Genomic DNA, 26,855 nt, shown 5'->3' on the forward strand with positions numbered 1-26,855 from the left:
CGGAGATGGATGCCCACGAGGCATCGGTCCTCAGATCGCTCGTCGCCTCGGTCCTCGGGATGCTCGAGGATCGGGCCGGCCAGGCGCCGCAGGACGACCTCGCTCAGCTGACCGGCTTGCGCACCGGTAACGCCACGCCACCGGACAACCCGGCAGTGCGACGGCTGCTTCCCGACTTCCATCGGCCCGACCAGGACTCGGCACAGCACGCCGACGACGAGTCTGCCGACCTCAACGGAGCGATGCGCAGCCTCCACGAACCGGACATCATCGACGCGAAACTCGCAGCGGGAGCAATGATCCTGCGCACGGTGCCGGAGACCGGCGGTCGCGTGGTCCTGACTCCCGAACAGGCCGAATCCTGGCTGTACGCACTCAACGACGTGCGCCTGGCGCTCGGCGCAACACTCGACATCGACGACGACACCCCCGAGGTGCTCGACGACGACGACCCGCGTGCGCCGCACCTCGACGTCTACCACTGGCTCACCTGGGTGCAGGATTCGCTCGTGCAGGCCCTTCAGCCATGACCGTCGCCGGGCCCACCGACTCGATTCTCGACGTGAGCGGTCTGCGCGTGGGGCACTGGCAGGCTCTCGACACCGACGTCCGCCTCGCGGACGGGGACACCCCGGGCAGCGGATCCGCCACCGGATGCACGGTCGTGCTCGCCGAGTCGTCTGCGGTTGCGTCCGTGGACGTGCGTGGCGGGGGACCGGGTACCCGGGAAACGGACCTGCTCGATCCCAGCCATTCGGTTCAGCGGGTCGATGCGGTACTGCTCACCGGAGGCAGCGCGTACGGACTTGCCGCCGCGGACGGCGTCATGCGTTTCCTGGAAGAGCACGGCCGCGGCATCCCCATGGGTTCGCCCGGTGCGGTAGTTCCCATCGTCCCGGCCGCCGTGATCTTCGATCTCCTGGTCGGAGAGTGGGACGTCCGCCCGGATGCTGCCGGCGGCTATGCGGCCGCTGCCGCTGCGGGGGAGTCGTCGCTGCTGCGGGGAAGTGTCGGTGCGGGGACCGGCGCCCGGGCCGGTGTGCTCAAAGGCGGGGTCGGTTCTGCGAGCGTGTGCATCACCGACGGACCGGCCGCCGGGGTGACGGTGGCCGCGCTCATGGTCGCGAACCCCGTCGGTTCCGTGTTCGATCCCGACACCGGCGTGCTCTGGGGAGTGGGACCCACCCGGGCCGCGGAACTGGGAATGACCGCGCCGACGGAGTCCGAGATCGCGGCGGCGCGTGCCCTGGGCGAGAAGCGCACCGTCCTGAACACCACGATCGGGGTGGTGGCGACCGACGCACCGCTGTCCAAGGCAGCGTGCCGCCGGGTCGCCGTCGCCGGGCACGACGGACTCGGCCGCGCGATACGCCCCGCCCACTCACCACTGGACGGCGACACGATCTTCGCTCTCGCGACCGGTACGGCGCATCTGCCGGACAGCCCCGGCGTCGCGGACGCGTTCGCCTCCGAACTCCCCGTGCTCACCGCCGTGGGCGCTGCCGCTGCCGAGGTGGTCGAACGGGCCATCGTCGATGCCGTGCTCGCGGCGACGGGGGTCGCCGGAATCCCGTCGTACCGCGACGTCTTTCCCTCCGCGTTTCGCTCGTCGATGTCCTGATCCGGCGGGGAGGGCCACAATGGAGTCATGACCACCCCGACCGGTACCGGCACCGACTCCACGCACAGGCCGATCTGGCAGCGCGCCGCGCTGTGGACCGGCGGTTTCGTTGGTCTCCTCTACGGGATCGAATTCGCCGACGTGGTCCTGCCCGCCGACCTCGACGCGGCCGGAGTGGAACCCCGCACCGGTGACGGACTGTGGGGGATCCTGTTCGCGCCGATCCTGCACGCCGACTGGGCGCACCTGACCGCGAACACCGTGCCCGCGCTCGTGCTCGGATTTCTCGTGATGCTCTCGGGAATCGGCCGGGGCATCGCGGCGACGGCGATCATCTGGCTCGTCGGCGGAATCGGCACGTGGCTGTTCGCGGGGTCCGGCGAGAACCACATCGGAGCCTCCACACTGATCTTCGGGTGGCTCACGTACCTGATCGTGCGCGGTATCTTCACGCGCAAGGCGGGCCAGATCCTCCTGGGCGTCGTCGTGCTGTTCCTCTATGGCGGGATGCTCTGGGGCGTACTCCCGAGCGAGCCGTGGATCTCGTGGCAGGGGCATCTGTTCGGGGCGCTCGGCGGTATCCTCGCTGCCTGGATTCTGTCCTCCGCGGCCCGGACGACACGCCGGACCACGACCGTGCCTCCGCTGCGCTGACCCGGGCCGCCCCTCGCAGGGGTGTTCACTCGGAGGCCTGCGCGTCACAGCTTTGTCGCAACTGTGAGTCTGCGCCTGAAATGACGCATTGGCTTCATCACAGGGCGTCCGGCATGGCAGCATGACGGGTATGCGCATGACCGTTCTGGGGTGCTCCGGCAGTGTGGCCGGGCCGGATTCCGCCGCATCCGGATACCTGCTGACCGCACCGGACACCCCTCCTCTGGTCATCGATTTCGGTCCCGGCGTCCTCGGCGCACTACAGCGTCACGCGGATCCCGGTGAAGTCTCGGTTCTGTTGTCGCACCTGCATGCCGACCATTGCCTGGATCTGCCGGGCCTGCTGGTGTGGCGTCGCTACTCCCCGAATCCTCCGACCGGCCGGACTCTCCTGTACGGCCCCAGCGGTACCGCGTGCCGGATCGGTGTCGCCTCGGCCGAGGTTGCCGGTGACACCGACGACGTGAGCGACACCCTCGACGTGCGAACCGTCGTCGAGGGAGAACCGATCCGTTTCGGAGCGCTCGAGATCACGCCCGCCCGGATGCAGCATCCGCCGGAGTCCTACGGATTCCGGATCACCAGCGATTCCGGGCGCACTCTGGTCTATACGGGAGACACCGGCATGTGTGATGCCGTGGTCGATCTCGCACGCGGTGCCGATGTTCTGCTCTCCGAAGCATCGTGGACCCATGAGCCGGGGGAGCGGCCGCCGGGAATCCATCTGTCCGGCACCGAAGCCGGACAGATCGCCACCCGAGCGGGTGTCGGAGAACTGCTCCTGACGCATATTCCGCCCTGGACATCGCGCGAAGACGTCATCGCCGAGGCGAAGGCCGAATACTCCGGCCCGGTCCACGCGGTGTCCGCAGGCGACGTCTACCGCATCTGAACCGCCTCCCGTCATCGCCTAGGCTCGGGTGCGTGACGACACGAGAAGACGGCAGGGCGGACGATCAACTCCGCGACATCCGCATCACCCGAGGGTTCACCAACCATCCGGCCGGATCGGTACTCGTCGAATTCGGGCAGACCCGGGTGATGTGCACGGCGAGCGTCGAGGAGGGCGTGCCGCGCTGGCGTAAGGGCTCGGGACTCGGGTGGGTCACCGCCGAGTACGCGATGCTTCCGGCCTCCACGCACACGCGTAACGGCCGCGAATCCGTCAAGGGCAAACTCGGCGGCCGCACCCAGGAGATCAGCCGGCTGGTGGGCCGCTCGCTCCGCGCCTGCATCGACCTCGCCGCGATCGGCGAGAACACCATCGCGATCGACTGCGACGTGCTGCAGGCCGACGGGGGAACCCGCACCGCTGCCGTCACGGGCGCATATGTCGCGCTGAGCGACGCGGTGACGTGGCTGCGCGCCGCCGGCCGTCTCGCCGACCCCCAGCCGATCTCGTGTCAGGTCGCCGCGGTGAGCGTGGGCGTCGTCGACGGCCGGGTTCGTCTCGACCTGCCGTACGAAGAGGACGTCCGCGCGGAGGTCGACATGAACGTCGTCGCCACCGACACGGGCACGCTCGTCGAGGTCCAGGGCACCGGTGAAGGCGCGACCTTCCCGCGTTCGACGCTCGACAAGCTGCTCGATTCGGCGCTCTCCGGCATCGAAGAACTCTGCCGGATCCAGCGAGAGGTGCTCGCACAGCCGTATCCGGGTGTCCTCCCCGAGCCCGCGGTCGCCGACCACGGGAAGAAGAAGTTCGGGGTCTGACATGACCGTGCGAGTTCTCGTCGCCAGCCGCAACGCCAAGAAGCTCCGTGAACTGCAGCGGGTGCTCGACAGTGCGGGCATCGCCGGGATCGAACTGGTGGGACTCGACCAGGTCCCGCCGTTCCCGGAGGCACCGGAAACCGGTGCGACCTTCGAGCAGAACGCGGTAGCGAAGGCACGCGACGGCGCGGCCGCCACCGGTATGCCGTGTGTCGCGGACGACTCCGGCCTCGAAGTCGACGCGTTGCGCGGGATGCCCGGGGTCCTGTCGGCGCGATGGAGCGGACGGCACGGCGACGACGACGCCAACACGGCACTGCTTCTCGGCCAGCTTCAGGACACCCCCGACGAGCGTCGCGGGGCAGCCTTCGTTTCCGCCTGTGCGCTGGCCTTCCCCCCGGAAGACGGGGACATCGACGTAGCGGTCGTGCGAGGTGAATGGCGCGGCCGCATCGTGCGGGAACCGCGCGGGCAGAACGGGTTCGGCTACGACCCGATTTTCGTGCCGGAGGGTGAGGAACGCACTGCGGCGGAACTCACCGCGGAGGAGAAGGACGCGTCGTCGCACCGGGGGCGTGCGCTCGCCCAACTCGTCCCGGCCCTGGCCGCGCTCGCCGCATCTCGATAGCGAGGTGGTCCGGCACCGCGGCGGCCGCACGTGCGGGACGGCATCGTGCCCGCGTGCGCCCCGGGAATCCCGGACGTGACCGACCGTCGACGAAGAACGACACCTCGGATGTCAGTGAACGTCCGAGGTGTCGTTCTCGTTCAGTGACCAGCGCATGTCGACGACGGTGCCCCCGGGCGAGCGGTCGACCGTCATCTCGGAGGTCAGGTTCCGAATCAGTGTCAGGCCATGGCCGCGGGAACGTCGAGACTCGTCGTCCGACGCGTCGTGCCAGATCCCGTGGTCGGTGACGAGCACGTGGAGTTGCCCGTCTGCTGGACGGTAGATCGCTTCGAAATCGAGTGTCGCTGCCGGGTCGCCCGGGGCGTAGGCATGCTCGACAGCATTGGCCAGTGCTTCGTAGCTGGCCAGAAGAATGTCCTGGCGACAATCGTCGTTCAGGGGCAGTTGCGCCAGCCAGCGACGCATGCTGCCACGGAGGAGTGCGATCTCGGATGGATCGGCCCGCACACCCCGATGGCTGATGCCATCGGGGGTGAACGATGCGGGCTCGTCATAGGCGGACGACATGGGTTCCTCGGTTCGTCGATGCTGTTACGCCTGCGGTGAGGAGTCCTCCGCCCCACCGCCCAGCGCGCCGAGTGCGTCGCCGAGGCGAGGATGAACCGAGAGCACCTCGCCGAGACCGAGCAGTTCCAGGGGCCGGGCGGTCGCACTGCCGTGTGCCACCACCGCGAAGCCGCGGTCGTCACCGGCGCGCTTGGACAGTTCGACCAGCAGGGCGATTCCCATGGACGCGAGGAAGTCGACTGCGGTGAGGTCCACGACGAGTCCGGTGGCATCGGTATCGAGGAGGGCGAGCGCCTGCTCTTCCAGCATGGGGGCGCTGGTCATATCGACCTCTCCGCTGATGGAGAGAACGGCGACGGATCCCTCCCTGGAGGTCGAGTACGTCATATGAGGATGTGCGGTAAGTGGATCGTTCACCGCCCTATCATGCAAGATCGCGCCGACAGAAGCGAGAAACAGGTTGAAGATTGCGCCGTCCCAGCCGTCGGGACCGACCCAAACGGATGTCTGTATTGTTCGAATGCAGCAGGGAAGGACGACCAACGTGGACGTGTACCGACCGGATGACTCGACGTACCATCCGTCGCTACTCCTCATCGAGGACGACCCCGGCGACGCCTTGCTCGTCGAGGAGTTGGTTGCGGACAGCGCTCCCGAGATGAAGGTCGTGTGGGTCCAGTCATTGGCTGCGGCCAGGGAGGAGTTCCGCGTCCGGATGCCGGACTGCGTGCTCCTCGACCTCCACCTCCCCGATGCCAGCGGTCTCGAGGCTGTCGCCAAGGTCAAGCAGATCGCCGAATCGGTGCCGATTGTCGTGCTCACCGGTCTGGCGGAGGAGCAGACCGGCCTCGCTGCGGTGTCGGTCGGCGCCCAGGACTACCTGGTCAAAGGCCGCGTCGAGCCGGATCTGTTCGGTCGTGCCGTCCGGTATGCGATCCAGCGAAAGCAAGCAGAACAGGCCGCGGCCGCTCTGCAGGCCGGTCAGCTGCGCGCGCAGGAGAACGCACGCCTGGAGCGGGGTTTGCTGCCGTCGCCGCTGTTGCAGGCGACCGGAGACTTCGACGTGGTTGCGCGATACCGGCCCGGCCGCACCTCGGCATTGCTCGGCGGTGACTTCTACGATGTCGTGCAGACCGAGGACGGCACCGTGCACGTCCTCATCGGCGACGTCTCCGGCCACGGACCGGACGAAGCGGCTCTCGGCGTCGGATTGCGTATCGCGTGGCGCACTCTTGTGCTCACCGGAGTCACAGGACCGCGCCGACTGCACAAACTCGAGGAGATTCTGGTCGCCGAACGGTCGGAGAATCGGATCTTCGCCTCTGTGACCAACCTCTCGATGTCCCCGGATCGGCGGACCGTCGAAGTCATGCGCGCGGGCCACCCGGGACTGCTGCTCCGGAACGGTAGTAGCGTGGACTGGCTGGAGGCTCCGGGCGGACCGGCACTGGGTCTGCTGCCGAGTCTGTCGACCTGGCCGGTACACGAGATCACCTTGCCCTCCGGGGCGGCGATCGTCCTGTTCACCGACGGTTTGTTCGAAGGTCATCGCGGCGAAGGCCGCGAACGACTCGGGGAGGAGGGTCTGCTTGCTCTGGCACGGGCCTGCGCCGACCTGGGCCCCAACGATTTCACCGACTCCCTCATCGCACGTGCGGAAGAACTCGCCGAGAGCAATGGCGGACTGTCCGACGACGTGGCAGTGGTGTACGTGCAATGGAAGAAGGAAGTGGACGCACCCGCATGACGACAACCGACACCCCGGAGCCGGACGGCACGGCAGGGAACAGGGCAGGATCCTCCACAGTGACCAGCCGTGGAGGGGGCCCCACCGTGCAGGGCTGGTTCCTGATCGTGCTGAGCATCATGGGGGTGCTGGTCGTGCTGGGCACCATCGTGGGCAGTCACTACCTGCGCGAGACGACCGCCATGTCCGACTACGTGCGGGATCGCATCCAGCCCGCCCGAGTCGAGGCGTACCGGCTGCAGGCAGCCCTGGTGAACCAGGAAACGGGAGCACGCGGCTATATCCTCGCCGCCGATCCTGCCTTCCTCCAGCCCTACGAGGACGGTCGCCTGGACGAGCAACAGGCAGTCGAGACGCTGCGGGAGCTCGTGCGCGGTGAGGAAGATCTCCTCGCCGATCTCGATGCCGTCGAAGCGGCCGCAGAGGACTGGCGCCGCGTCTACGCCGTACCGCTCGTGTCGACCGTCGTTCCGGGTGATCCACGCCCGGTCGATCCGGTTGCCGTGGAAGCAGGTCGTGTCGCCTTCGACCGGCTGAGAGTCCTGTTCGACGTCCAGAACGACGGCCTGATGGAGGCCCGTGAAGAGGGCATCCGAGTACTCGAAGCCGTCCGGACCAACCGCGACACCATCTTCGCGTCGATGGTCGCGGTCTTCCTGGTCACCGGAGTGGGGATGGCGTTCCTCGTACAGATGATCGTGGTACGGCCCCTGGCGCGGCTTCGCGAAGCGACCCGCAAGGTCGTCGCGCGAGAGGAATTCGGTCACCACATCACGCCCGAGGGGCCGGCGGACATCCGTGCGCTCGGCCAAGACGTCGAGAACATGCGCGAACGGATCGTCCGAGAGCTGGAAGTGTCGCGCGAACGTCATTCCCAGCTGGAAAGCCAGGCGATCGACCTCCAGCGGTCCAACGCGGAACTCGAACAGTTCGCCTACGTCGCGTCCCACGACCTGCAGGAGCCGCTGCGGAAGGTCGCGTCGTTCTGCCAGCTGCTCGAGAAGCGCTACGGCGACAAGCTGGACGAGCGCGGAACCCAGTACATCGCGTTCGCGGTCGACGGCGCCAAGCGCATGCAGATCCTGATCAACGACCTGCTCACGTTCTCTCGGGTCGGGCGGGTGAGCGACGATCACGTCCGCGTGGCGCTCGATCCCACGCTGGACGCGGCGCTGGGCAACCTGGCCCAAGCCGTCGAAGAGTCGGAAGTGATCATCGAGCGGCCCGAGAAGCTCCCGGAGATCGTCGGCGACCCCACGCTGCTGGTGATGCTGTGGCAGAACCTGCTCGGCAACGCCATCAAGTTCCGCCATCCGGACCGTCCGATCACGATCCGCATCGGATGCGAGCGACTCGGCGAGGGCGAGCAGGCGATGTGGCAGTTCTCGGTCGAGGACACCGGCATCGGCATCGCCCCAGAATTCTCGGACAAGGTCTTCGTCATCTTCCAGCGACTGCACGGACGTGACGTCTACACCGGTACGGGTATCGGTCTTGCCATCTGCCGCAAGATCGTCGAATACCACGGTGGGGGGATCTGGCTCGACCCCGAGTACAAGGGTGGTGCCAGGTTCTGCTTTACCATTCCCGCTGTGGGTGACAAGGAGCCTGCACAAAACGAGGCTCTGGAAGGAGCATCTGCATGACGATTCCCGGCGAGCCGATAGACGTTCTGCTGGTCGAAGACGACCCCGGCGACGAGCTGATGACACGCGAGGCGTTCGAGGACAACAAGATCGGCAACACGTTGCACGTCGTACGCGACGGAGAGGAAGCGCTCGACTTCCTGTACCGGCGTGGAGCCCATAAGGGTGCGCCTCGGCCGGACCTGGTTCTGCTCGACCTGAACCTGCCCAAGTACGACGGGCGCCAGGTGCTCGAGAAGATCAAGTCCGACCCGGACCTCACTGATATCCCGGTCGTGGTCCTCACCACGTCGGCTGCCGAGGAGGACATCCTCCGAAGCTACAAACTGCATGCGAACGCCTACGTGACAAAACCGGTCGATCTCGACCAGTTCATCCGGGCGGTCCGGCAGATCGACGAGTTCTTCGTCCAGGTGGTACGCCTGCCGAGGCGCTGACCCGCGCGTACAACACTCGCGTGAGACGAATCGGGTGGATGTGGTCGGATCTCTCCGGCCGCATCCACCCGATCGTCACGCTGGGGAGTCGTCAGACCCCGAAGTCGGCCTTCACCTGCTGGGTGCGCTTGTGCTCGACGTAGAACGACAGGAACGGGATCGTGCCGGCGAGTAGCGTGCCGACGGTCCGGCCGAGCGGCCAGCGCACCTTGATCGACAGATCGAACGTGAGCACGAGGTAGACGGCGTAGACCCACCCGTGCACGATCGCGATCCACGCGGGCACATTCTCGATGCCGATGATGTACTTGGCGACCATCTCACCCGTGAGGATGAGGAGCCAGATGCCGGTGGCGTACGCGAGGACGCGGTAACGCAGCAGGGCGGAACCGATCTTCTTGCGGTCCGCGTCGCTGACGACGCGCGTCGTGCCGGCGGACGCCTGCTCGGGGGTGGTGCTCACTGAGCGCTCCTATCGGACCTGCGCGCCAGCTGCGCGAGGTACTCGTTGTACTCCTGGGTTTGGCGTGCCTCAGGATCGTCGGCCTCTTCGGCCAGCGCTTCCGCCACCGTGCGGGGGCGGGAGGGGAGGAGATCGGCGGGAATCTCGGTGGGTTCCTTCGGCTCCGACGGACGCGGGGCGCCGGTGGCCTCGGCTTCGGCCTCTTCCGCCTCGAGTTTGACGAAGCGGCGGTACGCATAGACGCAGAAGAATGCGAAGGCCGGCCACTGGAACGCGTAGCCGAGATTCTGGTAGGTGCCGCCGACTTCCTCGAAGCGCATCCACTGCCAGTAACCGAGCCCGAGGCATCCGCCTGCAGCTACCAGGACCAGGACAACCAGGGCGAACCGGCGGGGCGGTCGATACTCGGACACGCTCTCGACGGTACCCGAGCGGTGCACCGACCTGCCAAGACGGTCGATGCACCGTGGGTCATCTCACGTGGTGCGCGAGGGGGGACTCGAACCCCCACGTCCGTAAGGACACCAGGACCTAAACCTGGCGCGGCTGCCTGATTACGCCACTCGCGCGTCACGCACACAATACTTCACGCGCCGCGGTCGTCCGATTCGTCACCGAAGCGGCGGCGCCCTGCCCACGTGGGCGTCTGACTGTGGCAGTTGGGGCAAAGGAAGCGCACGTTGGTGGGCCGGGAGTCGTGCGGGTTCCCGTCGATGTGGTCGACATGGAATACCAGCGGCCGGCCGCACCAGATCGGTTCCATGGTGCATTCGCTGCATCGGTGAGGGCGTCCGGATTCGATCAGTGCCCGTCGCAAACGCTTGGGAGCTTGTCGGTTGGATCCGACGGGCTTCAGGGTGAGGATCTCCGCCCACTCCAGCCGGTTTCTCGGCGGGCGTCCCGTGTGGTGTGCCTGGCCGGTGAAATGCGTGGTGTCCAGTCCGAGCTTCTTGATGCGCCGACTTATGTGGGTGTGTGTACCGCCGGCCGGTTTCAGCTTCAGCATTCGCAGCACCCCCGCGATGCTTGTGGACGACCGTACGGCGTCCTCGAGGATTTCCTTCGTGTACTTGACCCCGCGTCCCATATCCGCCCCTATCGAATGTGTGTTCGAGTAATGAGAACGTAAGGGATGGGTCCGACAGGCTTTCCGGCTTCGACGCACGGCCGGGGCTTGTCGTCAAGGGGTAACGATTTGATAACGATAAAACGTGAGGCTTCCTCGGGTTATCGGATATCCACGCACCCATGCAGCCAGGCGTGATTCTGGTTACTCGCCGGTTCGTCTTGGCGCTCGATGTGAGGTAACTCACTGGTCCACGCCCTACCGCGGCCTCGGTGCTCCGCAAAACATGAGGAACCCCTCATGATTCTGTGCGAATCTGGGCGTGCCCGTCAGAGCACACCGAAGTCCGTGCGACACACCTCGCCGGCAGTGCAGCACCACAGGAATGCCTCGACCAGGGGTGTCCAGGAGAGGAAATACACGCGTGACGATCGACGAGACCACACCAGGCGACAACGGACGGAACTCGAAGGCATCACGACGCACCGGTGAACGGGGAGCCGTCGGCGCATCCCGGGGTGCTCTGGTGGACAAGTTCCTTGCCGGCGAGCCCTATGCCCTCGCGTTCGGTGGCCAGGGTGCGCCGTGGCTGGACTCGCTCGGAGAACTCACCCGTGACAACGGCCTCGAGCCCGCACTGACGGACCTCGTCAACGCAGCAGCGGCATACCTCGCGCCTGTCGCCGCAGATCTCGTCGTGGTGCGCCCCGCGGGCTTCGATCCCGTCGCATGGATCCTCGAGCACGAACTCGCGGACGAGGACGCCCCTCTCGCCGGGCCCACCGCTGCAACTCTGACGTCCGCCGCCGTGTCTCTTCCCGGCGTGCTCCTCACCCAGCTCGCCGCGCTGCGTGCGCTGGCGAACCAGGGGCTCGACGTCAACGAGGTTCCGCCGTCCGCCGTGATCGGCCACTCCGCCGGTGTCCTCGCGGTCGAAGCCGTCTCCGCCGGCGGCCGCAGGGACATGGAGATCCTGGCGATCTCTCAGCTCATCGGAGCGGCTGCAGCGCTCGTCGGACGCCGCCGCGGTCTTCTCGCGGGCGCGGGCAGGTTTCCGATGCTTGCCGTCGCCGGCGTCGATCCCGAGCGCCTCCGCTCGATCGTCGCCGAGACCTTCCGAGACCAGGATCCTTCTCGGAGTGCGGTGGTCGCGATCCGTAATGCCCGCCGCCGCGTCGTGCTGTCCGGTCCGCCGGCCGCGCTCGAGCGCGTGCAACAGCGATGCGAGCAGATCACCGCTGCCGAGACCCGCGAACGTGAGTCCAAGCAGCGCGGCGGCGCGGTGTTCTCACCGACCTTCGAACCCGTCTCGGCCGAGGTGGCATTCCACCACCCCGCATTGGCGGACGCCGTCGACCAGGTCGCCGATTGGGCAGCCCGCTGCGGTCTCGATGCCCACCTGGCCCGCTCGCTCGCCGAATCGATCCTCGTGGCCCCGATCGACTGGGTGGAGCAGGTGGACACGGCACTCGAGTCGGGTGCGTCGTGGATTCTCGACCTGGGCCCAGGCGAGCTGCTCACGCGCATGACCAGTTCCGGACTGCGCGGCCGTGGAGTCGGAATCCTCGCCGCGTCCACCCGTGGCGGCCAGCGCAATCTGCTCACGCCCGGCGCGGAGCCCGAGATCCCGCGCGCATGGACCGAGTTCGCACCGACCCCGATCACGCTGCCCGACGGTCGCGTCGGTGTGGAGACGGCGTTCACCCGTCTCACGGGCCGGTCACCGATCCTGCTCGCCGGTATGACGCCGACGACCGTCGACCCTCGGATCGTCGCGGCCGCTGCGAACGCCGGCCACTGGGCCGAACTCGCGGGCGGCGGGCAGGTCACCGAGCAGATCTTCGCCGACAACGTCGCGGGCCTGCAGAACCTGCTCGAGCCCGGCCGCGCGGCGCAGTTCAACTCGATGTTCCTCGACCCGTACCTGTGGAAACTGCATGTGGGCGGTAAGCGCCTGGTGCCGAAGGCCCGCGCGGCAGGCGCACCGATCGACGGTGTCGTCGTGACGGCGGGTATCCCGGACCTCGAGGACGCGGTGCAGATCATCTCCGATCTGCGCGACGCAGGCATCGAGCACATCGCGTTCAAGCCGGGCACCGTCGCACAGATCCGTTCGGTCATCCGGATCGCGAACGAAGTTCCGAACTTCCCGGTGATCGTCCACATCGAGGGCGGTCGCGCCGGCGGTCACCATTCGTGGGAAGACCTCGACGACCTGCTCCTCGACACCTACGCCGAACTGCGCACCCGCCCCAACCTCGTGCTGTGCGTCGGCGGCGGTATCGGTACCCCCGAGAAGGCGGCCGACTACCTGACCGGTCGCTGGGCGACGCGTCACGGTTTCCCGGCGATGCCGCTCGACGGCATCCTCGTCGGCACCGCGGCGATGGCCACGCTCGAGGCCACGACCGCGCCCGCAGTCAAGCAATTGCTCGTCGACACTCCCGGCACGCCCGACTGGGTCGGTGCGGGTACGGCATCCGGCGGTATGGCGTCGGGCCGCAGTCAGCTCGGTGCCGACATCCACGAGATCGACAACGCGGCCTCACGCACGGGCCGTCTCCTGGACGAGGTCGCCGGTGACGCCGACGCCGTGGCGGCGCGCCGCGACGAGATCGTCGCCGCCCTCGACATCACAGCCAAGCCGTACTTCGGCGACGTCGGCTCCATGACGTACCTGCAGTGGCTGCGCCGCTACCTCGAGCTCGCCGTCGGAGCGGATCATGCACCCGAATTCGATTGCGGCGCAGACCTGTCCGACGCCGTCGCCGAAACGCATGTCAGACTCTGGACCGATGTGTCGTGGCGCGAGCGCTTCCGATCGATGCTGCAGCGCGCCGAGGCACGCCTGCACCCCGTCGATCGCGGCCCGATTCCGACGCTGTTCGCCGACGACGCCACGCTGGAACGGCCGTACGCGGCGCTCCACGCGCTCACCGCTCAGTATCGCGACGCGGACGAGGTCGTCCTCCACCCCGCCGACGTGCCGTTCTTCGTGTCGCTGTGCAAGACCCCCGGCAAGCCCGTGAACTTCGTGCCCGTGATCGACCGGGACGTTCGCCGCTGGTGGCGTTCCGACTCGCTGTGGCAGGCACACGACCCTCGTTACGGCGCCGATCAGGTCTGTGTCATCCCCGGCACCGTCGCCGTCGCGGGAATCACGCGAGTGGACGAGCCCGTCGGTGAACTGCTCGATCGGTTCGAGAAGGCCACCGTCGACGAGTTGCTGGCTGCCGGTATCGAGCCGACGCCGATCGTCGCGCGGCGACATCTCGATCTCGCGCCCGGCGTGCTCGACGCGGTGCTCTCCTCCCCGGACGTGTACTGGGCCGGTCGCCTGACCCGCAATCCGGTGCACCGTCTCGGCGACCTGAACGACTGGAACGCGGAATCCGATTCCGCGGCGTCGCATGCGCCGACCGGCGCGACCCTGACCGTCCTCGACGACCGGCACGTCGGGTTGCGCGTCCCGCTCGCCCGGGACAAGGCCGTCGACATCCGCATCACCGTGCCCTCGTCCGTGGGCACCGGCGGAGCACCTGTCGTGAGCGACACCGACGCGGACGCGGCGATGTCTGCGCTGCTCGGCGTCGCAGCGGGCCAGGAACTGCCGGCCGTCAAGAAGGGCGCAGCCCGGGTCACCCTGGGCTGGCTGCCGGAAAAGATCGCGGACCACGCCGGAGTGACCGGTTCGGGCCTGCCCGAGAACCTGACTCCCGCCGGCAACGGCGTGCCCGACGTGCTCGTCGGTGCGTGCTGGCCCGCGGTGTTCGCCGCACTCGGGGCCGCACGCACCACCGCCGACCGGTCCGTCATCGAGGGCATGCTCGATCTCGTTCACCTCGATCACGCCATCGACGTCAAGAACGGTCTGCCCACCGAGCCCGCGTTCCTGGGTGTCAAGGCAGAGGTCGCCGGAGTCTCCGACGCCGATCTCGGTCGTGTCGTGCAGGTGAACGTCGTGATCACCGCCGACAACGGTGACGGTTCCGGCCACAACGTCGTCGCAACTCTCGTCGAGCGCTTCGCGATTCGCGGTCGTACCGGCAGCGCCGAACTGGCCGATCCGGTCCGCGCCGGTGGCGCCCTGAGCGAGGACGTCACCGACACGCCTCGTCGGCGCCGCCGCGATGCGGTGATCGTCGCCCCCACCGACATGACCGCGTTCGCGAGGGTGTCGGGGGATCACAACCCGATCCACACATCCGGCAACGCCGCGCTCCTGGCGGGGCTGGGCAGCCCGATCGTCCACGGTATGTGGCTTTCGGCGGCCGCTCAGCAGGTCGTCACGGCCGCCGAGACGGACGCGAAGCTCCCGGTGAGGAAACTGACCGCGTGGACGACGCGCTTTCTGGGCATGGTCCGGCCGGGCGCGAAGATCGACGTGCGCGTCGATCGGATCGCCACGGATCGCGGTGCCGAGGTCGTCGAGGTGGGTTGCCGCGTCGACGGGGATCTGGTCATGGTGGCCACCGGGCGCATCGCCGCCCCGAAGACCGTCTACGCGTTCCCGGGACAGGGCATCCAGCGTCCGGGCATGGGTCTCGATGCCCGCGCCCGCAGCAAGGCCGCCCGGGAGATCTGGGATCGCGCCGACAAGCACACTCGCACGGCTCTGGGGTTCTCGATCCTCGCCGTGGTGCGCGACAACCCGACAGTTCTCACAGCGCGGGGCGTGACCCACAAGCATCCCGACGGCGTCCTGCATCTGACGCAGTTCACGCAGGTCGCGATGGCGACACTCGGCGTCGCGCAGATCGCGGAGTTGCGTGAGGCCGGCGCGTTCCTCGAGGATGCGCTCCTCGCCGGGCACTCGGTCGGCGAATACAACGCCCTCGCGGCGGTCGCCGGTGTGCTGCCGCTCGAGGCCGTGCTCGAGGTGGTCTTCCAGCGTGGCTCGGCGATGCACGCTCTCGTGCCGCGCGACGCGCAGGGCCGCTCGGACTACCGCATGGCGGCGATCCGGCCGTCGCAGTTCGGCGTGGCCGACGAGGACCTCGAGGCGTTCGTCGCCGCGGTCGCGGACCGGTCCGGAGAGTTCCTCGAGATCGTCAATCTGAACCTGAGGGGATCGCAGTACGCGATCGCGGGCACGGTGGCGGGTCTCGACGCTCTCGAGAAGGTGATCGAACGCAAGGTCGCCGAGTTCGGTGGCAAGCGCGCCTTCATTCTCGTGCCGGGCATCGACGTGCCGTTCCATTCGACTGTGCTGCGCGGCGGTGTGGACGACTTCCGGGAGCGCCTGCTGCACCTGCTTCCGCAGCAGATCGATCCGGACATCCTCGTGGGACGCTATATCCCCAACCTGGTGCCCAAGCCGTTCGACCTGAGCCGTGAATTCGTCCAGGAAATCGCGGATCTGGTGCCGTCCGAGCCGCTCGCCGAGGTCCTCTCCGACTTCGACGCGTGGTCGGCGGACCGGTCCGGGCTGTGCCGCGTCGTGCTGGCCGAGTTGCTCGCATGGCAGTTCGCATCGCCGGTGCGCTGGATCGAAACGCAGGACCTGCTGTTCGCGCCGGAATCCGAAGGTGGTCTCGGCGTCGAGCGGTTCGTCGAAATCGGCCTCGGTGCCGTCCCGACGGTGGCGAACCTGGCGTCGCAGACGTTGAAGCTTCCGGGCCGATTCGGTCAGCCCGTCGAGGTCCTCAACATAGAGCGTGAAGCATCGGTCGTGTACTCGACGGATGTGGATCCCGCACCGATGGAAGACGACGAGCCCGAGGCGCCGTCCGCCGAGGCGGCGCCTGCTGCGACCGCGGTCCCTGCTGCTGCCCCGGCCGCGCCGGCCGGTGGCCCGACCCCCGACGACATCACGTTCAAGGCCGCCGACGCCACGAAGGTGCTCATCGCCCTGTGGACGAAACTGCGCCCCGATCAGATCGGCCCCGCGGACACGATCGAGGCACTGTGCGACGGCGTGTCCTCACGTCGTAACCAGTTGCTCGTCGACCTCGGTTCCGAGTTGTCGCTCGGTGCCATCGACGGTGCTGCGGATGCGGACATGGGCGCGCTGGCCGGCACGGTCGATCGTCTGGCCCGTACCTACACCCCGTTCGGGCCGGTGCTGACCGATTCGATCAACGACCACCTGCGCAAGGTGTTCGGCCCGTCGGGCAAGCGTCCCGGCTACATCACCGACCGGGTCGCGAAGGTGTGGGGACTCGGCGAGGGCTGGGCCCGGCACGTCACCGCGGAGGTTGTGCTCGGTAGCCGCGAGGGCACGTCCGTTCGCGGCGGCGACCTCGGCGGGTTGTCGCAGGGTGCGCTCGCGGACACCGCGTCCGTGGATGCGCTGATCGACGCCGCTGTGCAGTCCGTCGGGGCGCGCCGCGGGATCTCCGTGTCGATGCCGTCCGCCGGAGGCGGGGGCGGGGCGACCGTCGACGCCGCGGCGCTGGGGGAGTTCACCGAGCAGATCACCGGCCGGAACGGCGTCCTGGCGAGTGCTGCACGCCTGGTGCTCGAGCAACTCGGCCTCGACCAGCAGGTTTCCGGCCTGGCGGACAAGGCCGACGACGAACTCGCCGAGTTGGTCTCGGCCGAGCTCGGCGCGGACTGGTCCCGGCAGGTTGCGCCCGCCTTCGACGCTCGCAAGGCCGTGTTGATCGACGACCGCTGGGCGACCGCACGCGAGGATCTCGCCCGGATCTGGCTCGGGGACCCGATCGGCGTGGAGCGCTTCGACGGTGCGGGGGCGACGGTCGCTGCGCACGCCGCGTTCTGGCGGGCCAAGGCCATCGACGCGGGCCGCGTGGTGTCGGCCGAGACCTACGGTCGTATCGCGGCCGCCGCCCAGGACACGGGCGACGCCGCGTACACCGGAGAGGTCGCAGTCGTCACCGGAGCCAGCAAGGGCGGCATCGGCGCCGCGGTCGCAGCCGAGCTACTCGGGGGCGGCGCAACGGTGGTGGTCACCACGTCGCGTCTCGACTCGACGCGCCTCGGTTTCTACAAGGATCTCTATGCGCGGAACGCTCGCGCCGGTGCTGCCCTCTGGGTGGTGCCCGCGAACATGGCGTCGTATGCCGACGTCGATGCGCTGATCGAGTGGATCGGCACCGATACCGTCGAGAACGCGGGCGGCACCAAGAAGCTGATCAAGAATGCGCTCACGCCCACCCTGCTGTTCCCGTTCGCGGCGCCCCGTGTCGCCGGGTCGCTGGCCGACGCCGGTGCTCGCGCCGAGATGGAGATGCGGGTTCTGCTGTGGTCGGTGGAACGGCTGATCGCCGGTTTGTCCGGCATCGGCGCGGACACCGACGTCGACACGCATCTGCACGTCGTGCTGCCGGGCTCCCCGAACCGTGGGATGTTCGGTGGTGACGGCGCGTACGGCGAGTCCAAGGCGGCACTCGACGCGATCGTCACCCGCTGGAGCGCCGAGCGCACCTGGGCCGAGCGCGTCACCTTGGCGCACGCGCTCATCGGCTGGGTCCGGGGCACGGGACTGATGGGCGGCAACGATCCGCTCGTCGAGGCCGTCGAGGCGGCCGGCGTGCGCACGTGGTCCACGTCCGAGATGGCCACCGAACTGCTGAAGCTCGTCGGACCGGAGGCCAAGCGACTCGCGAAGCAGGCGCCGCTGGTCGCGGACCTCACCGGGGGGCTCGCCGAGGCAGCCCTCGATCTGCCGGCGCTCGCGAAGCAGGCCCGGAACGCGGCCGAGGTCGCGGACGCACCCGATCGGGACACCGACCCGGATGCGACGATCGCGGCTCTGCCCGCGGCCCCGCGTGTCGACGAGCTGCCGACCCCGGAGTGGTCCGCACTCGATATCGATCCCGCCGACATGGTGGTCATCGTCGGCGCCGGTGAGCTCGGCCCGTACGGCTCGGCCCGCACCCGTTTCGAGATGGAGGTCGACGAGGAACTGTCGGCAGCCGGTGTGCTCGAGTTGGCGTGGGTCACCGGCCTGATCGAGTGGGAGAACGAGCCCGAGCCGGGTTTCTACGACGCGGAAACCGGCGCGCTGGTGCCGGAAGCGGAGATCGCCGATCGCTACCACGACGCGGTGGTCGAGCGCTGCGGGATCCGCCGCTACGCCGACGACGGCGCGATGACCGACAACACGGCACCGCTGTTGACCTCGGTCTTCCTCGACAAGGACCTGTCGTTCGTGGTGGGTTCCGAGATCGAGGCCCGCGCCTTCGTCGACTCCGATCCGGAGAACACGGTCGCTTCGTTCGATGCCGAGTCCGGCGACTGGACGGTCACCCGCAAGGCCGGCACCGAGATCCGCGTGCCGCGCAAGGCGAAGCTGACCCGCACCGTCGGCGGCCAGATCCCCACCGGCTTCGACGTCACCAGGTGGGGCATCCCCGCCGACATGGCGGACTCGGTGGACCGGGTGGGGCTGTGGAACATCGTCACGACGGTCGACGCGTTCCTCACCGGAGGGTTCACCCCGTCGGAGCTGCTGCGCTGGGTGCACCCGTCGCTGGTCGCCAACACGCAGGGCACCGGCATGGGCGGCATGACCTCCATGCGGTCTCTCTACATCGACACGCTGCTCGGTGAGTCCCGTGCGAACGACATCCTGCAGGAAGCCTTGCCGAACGTCATCGCGGCGCACGTCGTGCAGTCCTATGTCGGTGGCTACGGCGCGATGGTGCATCCGGTGGCGGCCTGCGCCACGGCTGCGGTGTCCGTGGAGGAAGGCGTCGACAAGATCAAGCTCGGCAAGGCGAAACTGGTCGTCGCGGGCGGCTTCGACGATCTCGGTATCGAAGGCATCATCGGCTTCGGCGACATGTCGGCGACCGCGAAGTCGGACGACATGCGGGCCAAGGGCATCGACGACCGTCGTTTCTCGCGGGCCAACGATCGCCGGCGCGGCGGGTTCGTCGAGTCGGCGGGCGGCGGCACGGTCCTCCTCGCCGCGGGTGATGTCGCACTCGAGATGGGCCTGCCCGTTCTCGGTGTGGTCGCCTGGGCCGGATCCTTCGCCGACGGTGTGCACACCTCGATCCCGGCGCCCGGCATCGGTGCGCTCGGGGCCGGTCGCGGTGGGCTCGAATCGGGGCTGGCCAAGGAACTGCGCAAGCTCGGCGTGACCGCAGACGACATCGCGGTGATCTCCAAGCACGACACGTCGACGGCGGCGAACGACCCGAACGAGGCGGAGTTGCACGAACGGCTCGCGGGAGCCCTCGGCCGCAGCGACGGCAACCCGATGTTCGTGGTGTCGCAGAAGTCGCTGACCGGGCACGCGAAGGGCGGTGCGGCAGCGTTCCAGCTCGTCGGACTGTGCCAGGTGCTGACCCAGGGCGTCGTCCCGCCGAACCGCAGTCTCGACTGTGTCGACGAGAAGATGGCCGAGTTCGAGCACCTCGTGTGGCCGCGCACCCCGTTGCGGTTCGGTGAGCAGTATGCGCTCAAGGCAGGCCTGCTGACGAGCCTCGGGTTCGGGCACGTATCCGGGCTGATCGCGGTGGTGCACCCGCAGGCGTTCGTCGAGGCGGTCCCGGCAGATCGTCGTGAGGAGTACCGCGCGGCAGCAGCGGCACGCACGGTCGTCGGCAAGCGGCGCCTGGCGTCGGCGATGGCCGGGGGTGCGGCGCTGTACCAGCGGCCCGCGGACCGTCGTTTCGGTGGAGACGCGGTGCCCGCCGCCGCCGCCCGTCATCTCGAAGCGGCTGTGCTGCTCGACGCGGATGCACGACTCGGCGACGACGACGTGTACCGCCCGGGCCTGCCCGGCTGCAAGTAACGACGGGACAGGGACAGCAGGGTGGGAGTTGCGGGTATCGGGTTCGACCTCGTGTCGGTTCCGGAGTTCGCCGAGCAGTTGAGCCGTTCGGGCACGACGATGCTGGGGAACTTCACGCCGGGGGAGCGCCGTGACGCGAATACCCGCAGCTCCGATCCGGCGCGGCATTTCGCGGCCCGGGGGGCCGCGAAGGAAGCGGTGATCAAGGCGTGGTCGGCCGCACTGTTCGGCCGCCCGCCGGTGCTGCCGGAGACCATCCACCAGCAGATCGAGGTGGTCTCCGATGCGTGGGGGCGCCCGAGCATCCGGCTGCACGGCAAGGTTGCGGAGCAGTTGACGGGGATGTGCATCCACGTGTCGTTGACTCACGACGGCGACATGGCCGGTGCGTTCGTGGTGCTCGATGCCGCTGACGGCCACGGGTAGGAGCGGCCGGTCAGCTCAGGGAGGAGGGCGTGGGCTCCGCGCGGTGCGCACCCGCAGGTTCGGTCTCCCGGGACCGTTCGGACTCCTCGCGCCGTTTGCGCTTCTTCGCCTGTGTCCGTGAATCACGCTCGGCCACTTGGAGATACGCGACCATGATGCGCTTGAGTTCGGCCACCGCCTCGGCGTGGGTCTGGTCGTCCTGCACGGAGAAGTTCAGCATCGAGTAGACGACGTGGACGAGCACCTCGGCCATGAGCTTGCGACGAGGGCGAGGCGTGTCGGGAGTCAGGGGCGCGAGCATCCGCGCGACCTGCTCGGCGAATTCCCTCTCGTGGATCGCGCCGGTGGCCCGGGTGGACGGAGTGGACTGCATCGCGAGCCAGACCTCGCGCCGGGAGGGATCGGTCGCCCACAATCCGGCCATGTGATCGACGAAGCTGTTGAGAAACCGCAACCAGTCGACGGAGGGGATCTCGCCGTTGAACTTGGCGAGTTCTTCCTGGACGCCGACGAGATCCTGGCGGTTGAGTTCACACACGATCACGTACTTGTTGGCGAAGAACTGGTACAGCGTGCCGATGGGTACGTCGGCGCGGGCTGCGACTTCTTCGCAGGTGAACGACTCGAACCCCACCTCGGTGAGCAGCTCCCGGGACGCGGCGAGCAGCGCGTCGAACTTGCGCCGGCTCCGTTCCTGAGTGGGCCGCCGGCGGGGCACAAGCTCTTGTGGTTCCGTCTGGACCTCGAGCGCCGGGTCGATCCGGCGCGGGGCGCGGCGGCTGTTCGATGCTGACTCCACCCGCCCAGGCTAGCCGTACCCTTCACGAATACCGAGCACTTGCTGTGTACGCGAGTGGCAATAACCCGGCTTGTGCTGAGTTCCGGGCGCGGAACACGGAAGGGTGACATCGTCGCGGCGTGCGCACGTGGCGGTACCGGCCCCGGTCCTAGGATGTGAGGAGACCACCTCGGGTCGACGCGGAGGTTGTCGTCCCGGCCGCAGGAGGAGATTCGATGACCGACGCAGAGACCGTGCAGCGGATACGTGACCGGGTGCGGGATTCCATGGGCACCGCGCGAAGCGAACTCGAAACGCTGGTCGCGTTCCGATCCGTGGCCGACCCGCGCCAATACCCGGTCGAAGAATGCGTCGCGGCGGCCCGGTGGGTGTGCGACGCGTTCGCAGCGGCCGGCATCGAACAGGTCGATCTCGTCGAGACGGTGGACGGATCACATGCCGTGATCGGTCACACCCCGGCTCCGCCCGGAGCACCGACCGTCCTGCTCTACAGCCATTACGACATCCAGCCTCCCGGCGACGAATCCAAATGGGAAAGCCCGCCTTTCGTGCTCACCGAACGCGACGGCCGCTGGTACGGCCGGGGCGCGGCGGACTGCAAGGGCAACATCGTGATGCACCTGCTCGCCCTGCGCGCGTTGCTCGCGGACGGCGCGCTGCCCGTCGGCGTGCGAGTGGTCGTCGAAGGTTCGGAGGAGATGGGCGGAGAGGGCCTCGAACACCTCGTGGCCGCGCGACCCGACCTGTTCACCGCGGATCTCATCGTCGTCGGGGACTGCGGCAACGCCGAAGTAGGGCAGCCCACTCTGACCACCACCCTGCGCGGCACGGCGAACGTCGTCGTTCACCTCGAAACCCTCGCCGGCCCCGTCCACTCCGGTATGTACGGCGGAGGCGCCCCGGACGCGCTCGCCGCGCTGGTCCGACTGCTCGGCACACTGCGTGACGACGACGGAAACACCGTCGTGGACGGCCTCGACGCCACCGCGACCTGGGACGGTGTGCCGTACCCCGAAGAGCGGTTCCGGTCGGATGCCGGGGTGCTCGCGGGAGTGTCGCTCCCGACCTCCGCCACCGTGGCCGACGCGGTGTGGGCGCGACCCGCGCTCACCGTTCTCGGAATCGACGCCCCGCCGGTCGTGGGGTCCGCGGCGGCGATCGTGCCGCGCGCGTCTGCGCGCCTGAATCTCCGCGTGCCGCCGGGGGTCGATGCGCTGACAGCGCAGGACGCGCTCGTCGCACACCTCGAGGCACATGTGCCGTGGGGCGCACACCTGCGCATCGAGCGGGAAGTCGTCGGTGAACCGTTCCGCGCGGCTGCCGACGGCCCCGGCTATGCGGCGTTGCGTGCCGCCCTCGAGACCGCGTACGGCCGCGACGTCGGCTCGGCCGGGCAGGGCGGATCGATCCCGCTGTGCACCGCGCTGCAGCGTGCGGTACCGGGCGCCGAGATCGCCCTGCTCGGTGTGGAGGAGCCGCGCTGCGTGATCCACGCTCCCAACGAGAGTGTCGATCCGTCGGAAATCGAGAATCTTGCCGTCGCCGAAGCTCTGGTGATGCGCTCGCTCGGGTCCGGCTAGACCGACAGGTCGCGTCGCAGCTTCGCGACGTGCCCGGTCGCACGCACGTTGTACTGGGCAACCTCGATCTTGCCGTCCGCATCGACCACGAACGTCGACCGGATCACGCCGGTGACGGTCTTGCCGTACATCTTCTTCTCACCGAACGCTCCCCACGCGGTGAGCGTCGACTTGTCCGGATCGGACAGCAACGGGAACGTGAGGCCCTCGTTGTCGCGGAACTTGGCGAGCTTGGCCGGCTTGTCGGGGGAGATGCCGATCACGTCGAGTCCCGCGTCACCGAGTTCGGCGAGGCTGTCCCGGAAGTCACACGCCTGCTTCGTGCAGCCCGGCGTGCTCGCGGCCGGGTAGAAGTAGACGATCACCTTGCGTCCGCGATAGTCGGACAACGAGACTTCGTTGCCGTCGGCGTCCGGGAGTGTGAAGTCGGGAGCGGGGTCGCCGGGGGAGAGTCTGTTGTTTTCGGTCATGTCCGCGACAGTAGTAGACCGATCGTCCACTACCGTGGTCGCAGCACACTGCAGCGACCTTCTGGAGGATCACGTGGGTAGGGACACCGAGGACATCGAGCGGGAGATCGAAAAGGCCCGGAACCAGCTCGCGGGCACGCTGGACGAACTGAGCGTTCGCGCCAACCCGAAGAATCTGGTGGCGAGCACGAAGCAGACGCTCGTCGCGAAGATCAACCAGCCGGCGGTGAAGAAGTACGCGTTGGTGGCGGCGGGCACCGTGGTGGGTCTGCTGGTGCTGCGCAAGATCCTGCGCTGACACACCCGACCCGAACACTGTGCCCGCGCCGATGGCGCGGGCACAGTGCTTTTGGGAAACATCACAGTTCCGGTCGCGCAAACGAAAGATCCCCTCCCGGCGTTGCCGGAAGGGGATCTTTGTGGTGCGCCATCAGGGACTCGAACCCCGAACCCGCTGATTAAGAGTCAGCTGCTCTGCCAATTGAGCTAATGGCGCTTGGCTGGTGTCTCCGGGCTGTTGTCCCGGCGACGAAAAGAAGATTACACACCTTCGACTACCGCACCAAATCGGCTGGTCACAGCGATTTCCGCGGCGAAGGCATGTAACGAACGCGCAGCGGAGACCGATTGTCATCGGAACGTTATCGACAGGGGGGGAGTCGGTCGTCGAGACGGACGACCGACTGGCATCATCTGAACAGGACGTATGACGTGCAATTTCGGTGCCTTGTGGGGAGGGGCGGAATCGGAGAATGGCAGTGAAGGCTGGAAGTGTGACGCATCCTCGGCGGCGAAGTGCCGGGGCGGTGCTCGGGATGTTGCTCGTCGGGCTCATGGCGTTCGTCACCGCATGCTCGGGCGGATCGGGTTCCGGCGCGGACGAGGTGCCGATCGATTCCAATCCTCTTGCGGCACTGATCAAGCCCACTGTCTCGTCCAGCGTCACCGACGGGGACATCGGGTTCTCCCCGATCGACCCCGTGACGGTGTCGGTGATCAACGGAAAACTCGACTCCGTGACGCTGCTCACTCCCGCGGGGGAACCCGTCGCGGGTGAACTCGCCCCGGACGGCCTGTCGTGGGTCAACACCGAACCGCTCGGGTACAACCGGGAGTACACCCTCGAAACCGTCGCCTACGGTCTGGGCGGGTCGGCAACGACCGTCGCGTCCTTCACCACGTCGGCGCCGGGCAATCTGACCCAGCCGTATGTGATGCCCGGCGACGGGGCGGTCGTCGGTATCGGGCAGCCCGTGGCCGTCCAGTTCGACGAGAACATTCCGGACCGGCGCGCGGCCGAGGAAGCGATCACCGTGGTGACCGACCCGCCGGTCGAGGGCGCCTTCTACTGGCTCAGCAACCGGGAGGTGCGCTGGCGTCCCGAGCAGTACTGGACGCCCGGGACGACCGTCACGGTGGACGTGGACGTCTACGGCAAGGATCTCGGCGACGGCTTGTTCGGCCAGGACGACGTCCACTCCTCGTTCACGATCGGTGACGCGGTGGTCATCACCGCCGACGACAACACCAAGCAGGTCACCGTCAACCGCAACGGTGCCGACGTGATGACGATGCCCACGTCTTTCGGCAAGGACGACGCCCCCACCCCGAACGGGGTGTACGTCATCGGCGACCGCTTCGAGCACCTGATCATGGATTCCTCGACCTACGGGGTTCCGACGGATGCGCCCGAGGGCTACCGCACGCCGGTGGACTGGGCGACCCGCATGTCGTACAGCGGCATCTTCTTCCACTCGGCGCCGTGGTCGCTCGGTGACCAGGGCGTGCGCAACGTGAGCCACGGCTGTCTCAATCTGAGTCCTGCGAATGCAAAGTGGATCTTCGACAACACCAAGCGCGGCGACATCGTCATAGTCCGGAACACCGTCGGCGGAACCCTCGAGGGCACCGAGGGCCTCGGCGACTGGAACATCCCGTGGTCGACGTGGAAGGCCGGCAACGCCGATACCTGACCCGTCGTCCCGATCTCGAGGAGGCGTCCATGATGCAAGTCCGGGATCGGGAATCGTGGTGGATCACCTCGGTGATCGCGACGGTGCTGGTGGCGTCAGTGATGGCGCCGCCGGCGGGTGCCGAGCCGGCGGGTTCTCCGCCGCCGGGAGAGATTGTGTCGGTGCAGCCACTCCCGCCCGAGCTGTCCCTCCCGGGTTCGCCGATCGCGGAAAAGCTCGAATACCGCACCGAGTGGCGCTCCGGTGAGGCCACGATCGCCACCGGCGCGCTGTTCCTGCCCGAGAGAACAGCGCCGGAGGGCGGATTCCCTGTGGTCGCCTGGGCACACGGCACCGTCGGTATAGCCGACGACTGCGCATTCACCACCGAGACGCCTCGGCCGGCACGCGAGAAGTCGTACCTCCGGCACTGGCTCGACCAGGGATACGCCGTGGTGGCCGCCGACTATCCGGGGCTGGGCTCGGAAGGCCTGCACCGCTACCTCGACGGGCCGAGCGCCGCGAACAGCATCGTGGACAGCGTCCGCGCCGCACGGGCCACCGGCGCCCCGCTCTCCGAGCGGTGGGTAGTGGTCGGTCATTCGCAGGGTGGCCACGCCGCAGTCCACACCGCGCACATCGCGACGCGGCGCGCCCCCGAACTGGACTTCCGGGGCACGGTCGCGACCGGAGTGCCCGCAAACCTCGAGAACCTGTTCATCCTGGGCGTGCCGGGCTTCCCGGATCCCGGCCTCTCGGGGCTGACGGCATTCAGCGGCTATCTGTTCGCCGGCCTCCGCGACGCCTATCCGCAGGTCGACGTGGACGGCTACCTCACCCCGGCCGGCCGCGAGGTGCTGGACCGAGCGGAGGTTCTCTGCATCGGCGAGCTCAACGCGTCCGTGCGGGATACCGGAATCGGCGACTTGCCCGCGCGTCCGCTGTCGCAGGGCGGCCTCCCCGCCGCTCTGGCCGAGTACCTCGCCGTCCCCACCACCGGCTACGACCGTCCCCTTTTCTTCGGTCACGGTGTGGACGACAGGGTGGTGCCGTTGCCGTTGTCTGCAAAGCTCGCCGCCGACATGTCCGCCGGGGGTGCCGACGTCGACTACCGCGTATACGACGCCGATCACCTCACGGTCATCGAGCTCTCGGCACTCGACTCCACGCCGTTCGTCGCGCGCGTACTCGCAGATCGATAACGACCGGAAACGAAGGTTGCGTCCTGCGGCCGGGACATCACGGCAACGGAAAAGGGCCCCCCCCCCGGGGGCGCGGGGGGGGGGGCCCCCGCCTTCGCCCCGGCGCGCGGCCGCGCCGTCGCGGCCGTATTCCGCGGTGGCGGTCACGATCTCGACCTCACCGGAGTAGTCC

The 26,855-nt window shown here is 68.1% G+C and carries 22 protein-coding genes and 2 tRNA genes; 15 read left to right on the plus strand and 9 right to left on the minus strand.

Annotated features, from left to right (window positions below; all coding sequences use genetic code 11):
- The first annotated feature begins 5 nt into the window (after positions 1 to 5).
- The 6 genes from TVH25_RS05130 to rdgB all read left to right on the plus strand — a co-directional run bounded on the left by TVH25_RS05130 (position 6) and on the right by rdgB (position 4,616).
- Entirely contained in the window at positions 6 to 530 is a 525-nt protein-coding gene (locus tag TVH25_RS05130) for a DUF2017 domain-containing protein (RefSeq protein ID WP_422423507.1), read from the plus strand.
- Entirely contained in the window at positions 527 to 1,621 is a 1,095-nt protein-coding gene (locus TVH25_RS05135) for a P1 family peptidase (protein ID WP_296549312.1), read from the plus strand. Before TVH25_RS05130 ends, TVH25_RS05135 begins: the two co-directional genes overlap by 4 nt.
- Before the next feature lie 27 nt (positions 1,622 to 1,648).
- Complete coding sequence (locus tag TVH25_RS05140) at positions 1,649 to 2,275, plus strand: rhomboid family intramembrane serine protease (RefSeq protein WP_296549311.1); 627 nt, start codon at positions 1,649 to 1,651, stop codon at positions 2,273 to 2,275.
- Between the two features lie 130 nt (positions 2,276 to 2,405).
- Entirely contained in the window at positions 2,406 to 3,167 is a 762-nt protein-coding gene (locus TVH25_RS05145; protein ID WP_296549310.1) for a cyclic nucleotide-degrading phosphodiesterase, read from the plus strand.
- A 32-nt stretch (positions 3,168 to 3,199) separates the two neighbouring features.
- Positions 3,200 to 3,988, plus strand: coding sequence for a ribonuclease PH (gene rph / locus TVH25_RS05150; RefSeq protein ID WP_169620425.1), 789 nt, complete (start codon positions 3,200 to 3,202; stop codon positions 3,986 to 3,988).
- Between the two features lies 1 nt (position 3,989).
- Complete coding sequence (gene rdgB, locus TVH25_RS05155; RefSeq protein ID WP_296549309.1) at positions 3,990 to 4,616, plus strand: RdgB/HAM1 family non-canonical purine NTP pyrophosphatase; 627 nt, start codon at positions 3,990 to 3,992, stop codon at positions 4,614 to 4,616.
- Positions 4,617 to 4,727: 111 nt separating this feature from the next.
- Here rdgB and TVH25_RS05160 read toward each other — a convergent pair whose 3' ends face one another.
- Both TVH25_RS05160 and TVH25_RS05165 read right to left on the minus strand, forming a co-directional pair.
- Positions 4,728 to 5,186 (minus strand): ATP-binding protein, encoded by a 459-nt coding sequence (locus TVH25_RS05160; protein ID WP_169620427.1) that lies wholly within the window; start codon positions 5,184 to 5,186, stop codon positions 4,728 to 4,730.
- Between the two features lie 24 nt (positions 5,187 to 5,210).
- Positions 5,211 to 5,603: an STAS domain-containing protein gene (locus TVH25_RS05165; RefSeq protein ID WP_346765083.1), complete on the minus strand. Its 393-nt coding sequence runs from the start codon at positions 5,601 to 5,603 to the stop codon at positions 5,211 to 5,213.
- A 103-nt stretch (positions 5,604 to 5,706) separates the two neighbouring features.
- Between TVH25_RS05165 and TVH25_RS05170 the strand changes: the two genes are divergently transcribed.
- From TVH25_RS05170 to TVH25_RS05180, 3 genes are all read left to right on the plus strand, one after another.
- Positions 5,707 to 6,933 (plus strand): fused response regulator/phosphatase, encoded by a 1,227-nt coding sequence (locus TVH25_RS05170; protein ID WP_206038947.1) that lies wholly within the window; start codon positions 5,707 to 5,709, stop codon positions 6,931 to 6,933.
- Positions 6,934 to 7,052: 119 nt separating this feature from the next.
- Positions 7,053 to 8,579, plus strand: a complete 1,527-nt coding sequence (locus TVH25_RS05175; protein ID WP_422423508.1) for a sensor histidine kinase — start codon at positions 7,053 to 7,055, stop codon at positions 8,577 to 8,579.
- Positions 8,576 to 9,016: a response regulator gene (locus TVH25_RS05180; RefSeq protein ID WP_422423502.1), complete on the plus strand. Its 441-nt coding sequence runs from the start codon at positions 8,576 to 8,578 to the stop codon at positions 9,014 to 9,016. The genes TVH25_RS05175 and TVH25_RS05180 overlap by 4 nt, the downstream gene beginning before the upstream one ends.
- Before the next feature lie 91 nt (positions 9,017 to 9,107).
- Here the strand turns inward: TVH25_RS05180 and TVH25_RS05185 are convergent, their stop codons facing one another.
- The 4 genes from TVH25_RS05185 to TVH25_RS05200 all read right to left on the minus strand — a co-directional run bounded on the left by TVH25_RS05185 (position 9,108) and on the right by TVH25_RS05200 (position 10,566).
- A complete protein-coding gene (locus TVH25_RS05185) occupies positions 9,108 to 9,479 on the minus strand; it encodes a DUF3817 domain-containing protein (RefSeq protein ID WP_169620431.1) in 372 nt (123 codons plus the stop codon).
- Positions 9,476 to 9,892: a transcriptional regulator gene (locus tag TVH25_RS05190; protein WP_169620432.1), complete on the minus strand. Its 417-nt coding sequence runs from the start codon at positions 9,890 to 9,892 to the stop codon at positions 9,476 to 9,478. The genes TVH25_RS05185 and TVH25_RS05190 overlap by 4 nt, the downstream gene beginning before the upstream one ends.
- A gap of 68 nt (positions 9,893 to 9,960) precedes the next feature.
- Positions 9,961 to 10,048: transfer RNA gene (locus TVH25_RS05195), tRNA-Leu, on the minus strand.
- Between the two features lie 17 nt (positions 10,049 to 10,065).
- On the minus strand, positions 10,066 to 10,566 hold the full coding sequence (locus tag TVH25_RS05200) for an HNH endonuclease (RefSeq protein WP_422423503.1): 501 nt from the start codon (positions 10,564 to 10,566) through the stop codon (positions 10,066 to 10,068).
- Positions 10,567 to 10,969: 403 nt separating this feature from the next.
- On the opposite strand from TVH25_RS05200, the gene TVH25_RS05205 reads away from it, so the two are divergent.
- Both TVH25_RS05205 and TVH25_RS05210 read left to right on the plus strand, forming a co-directional pair.
- Positions 10,970 to 20,254, plus strand: a complete 9,285-nt coding sequence (locus tag TVH25_RS05205; protein WP_422423504.1) for a fatty acid synthase subunit beta domain-containing protein — start codon at positions 10,970 to 10,972, stop codon at positions 20,252 to 20,254.
- 21 nt (positions 20,255 to 20,275) lie between these two features.
- On the plus strand, positions 20,276 to 20,680 hold the full coding sequence (locus tag TVH25_RS05210) for a holo-ACP synthase (RefSeq protein WP_422423505.1): 405 nt from the start codon (positions 20,276 to 20,278) through the stop codon (positions 20,678 to 20,680).
- 10 nt (positions 20,681 to 20,690) lie between these two features.
- On the opposite strand, the gene TVH25_RS05215 is transcribed toward TVH25_RS05210, so the two are convergent.
- A complete protein-coding gene (locus tag TVH25_RS05215; protein ID WP_169653197.1) occupies positions 20,691 to 21,479 on the minus strand; it encodes a TetR family transcriptional regulator in 789 nt (262 codons plus the stop codon).
- 215 nt (positions 21,480 to 21,694) lie between these two features.
- On the opposite strand from TVH25_RS05215, the gene TVH25_RS05220 reads away from it, so the two are divergent.
- A complete protein-coding gene (locus TVH25_RS05220; protein WP_169620437.1) occupies positions 21,695 to 23,059 on the plus strand; it encodes a dipeptidase in 1,365 nt (454 codons plus the stop codon).
- Here TVH25_RS05220 and bcp read toward each other — a convergent pair.
- A complete protein-coding gene (gene bcp / locus TVH25_RS05225; protein ID WP_169620438.1) occupies positions 23,056 to 23,529 on the minus strand; it encodes a thioredoxin-dependent thiol peroxidase in 474 nt (157 codons plus the stop codon). The two genes, TVH25_RS05220 and bcp, sit on opposite strands and share 4 nt — an antisense overlap.
- Positions 23,530 to 23,602: 73 nt before the next feature.
- Between bcp and TVH25_RS05230 the strand changes: the two genes are divergently transcribed.
- Positions 23,603 to 23,827, plus strand: a complete 225-nt coding sequence (locus TVH25_RS05230; protein ID WP_169653199.1) for a DUF3618 domain-containing protein — start codon at positions 23,603 to 23,605, stop codon at positions 23,825 to 23,827.
- 122 nt (positions 23,828 to 23,949) lie between these two features.
- Here the strand turns inward: TVH25_RS05230 and TVH25_RS05235 are convergent.
- Positions 23,950 to 24,025: transfer RNA gene (locus TVH25_RS05235), tRNA-Lys, on the minus strand.
- Positions 24,026 to 24,344: 319 nt separating this feature from the next.
- On the opposite strand from TVH25_RS05235, the gene TVH25_RS05240 reads away from it, so the two are divergent.
- Positions 24,345 to 25,502 carry an Ig-like domain-containing protein gene (locus TVH25_RS05240; protein WP_169653229.1) on the plus strand — a complete coding sequence of 386 codons (1,158 nt, stop codon included), beginning with the start codon at positions 24,345 to 24,347 and terminating at the stop codon, positions 25,500 to 25,502.
- A 32-nt stretch (positions 25,503 to 25,534) separates the two neighbouring features.
- Entirely contained in the window at positions 25,535 to 26,683 is a 1,149-nt protein-coding gene (locus TVH25_RS05245; RefSeq protein WP_422423509.1) for a lipase family protein, read from the plus strand.
- Positions 26,684 to 26,855 lie beyond the last annotated feature (172 nt).

Origin of the sequence: Rhodococcus sp. 7Tela_A2, assembly GCF_049311045.1 — a bacterium.
In the GTDB taxonomy this organism is placed as follows: domain Bacteria; phylum Actinomycetota; class Actinomycetes; order Mycobacteriales; family Mycobacteriaceae; genus Rhodococcus.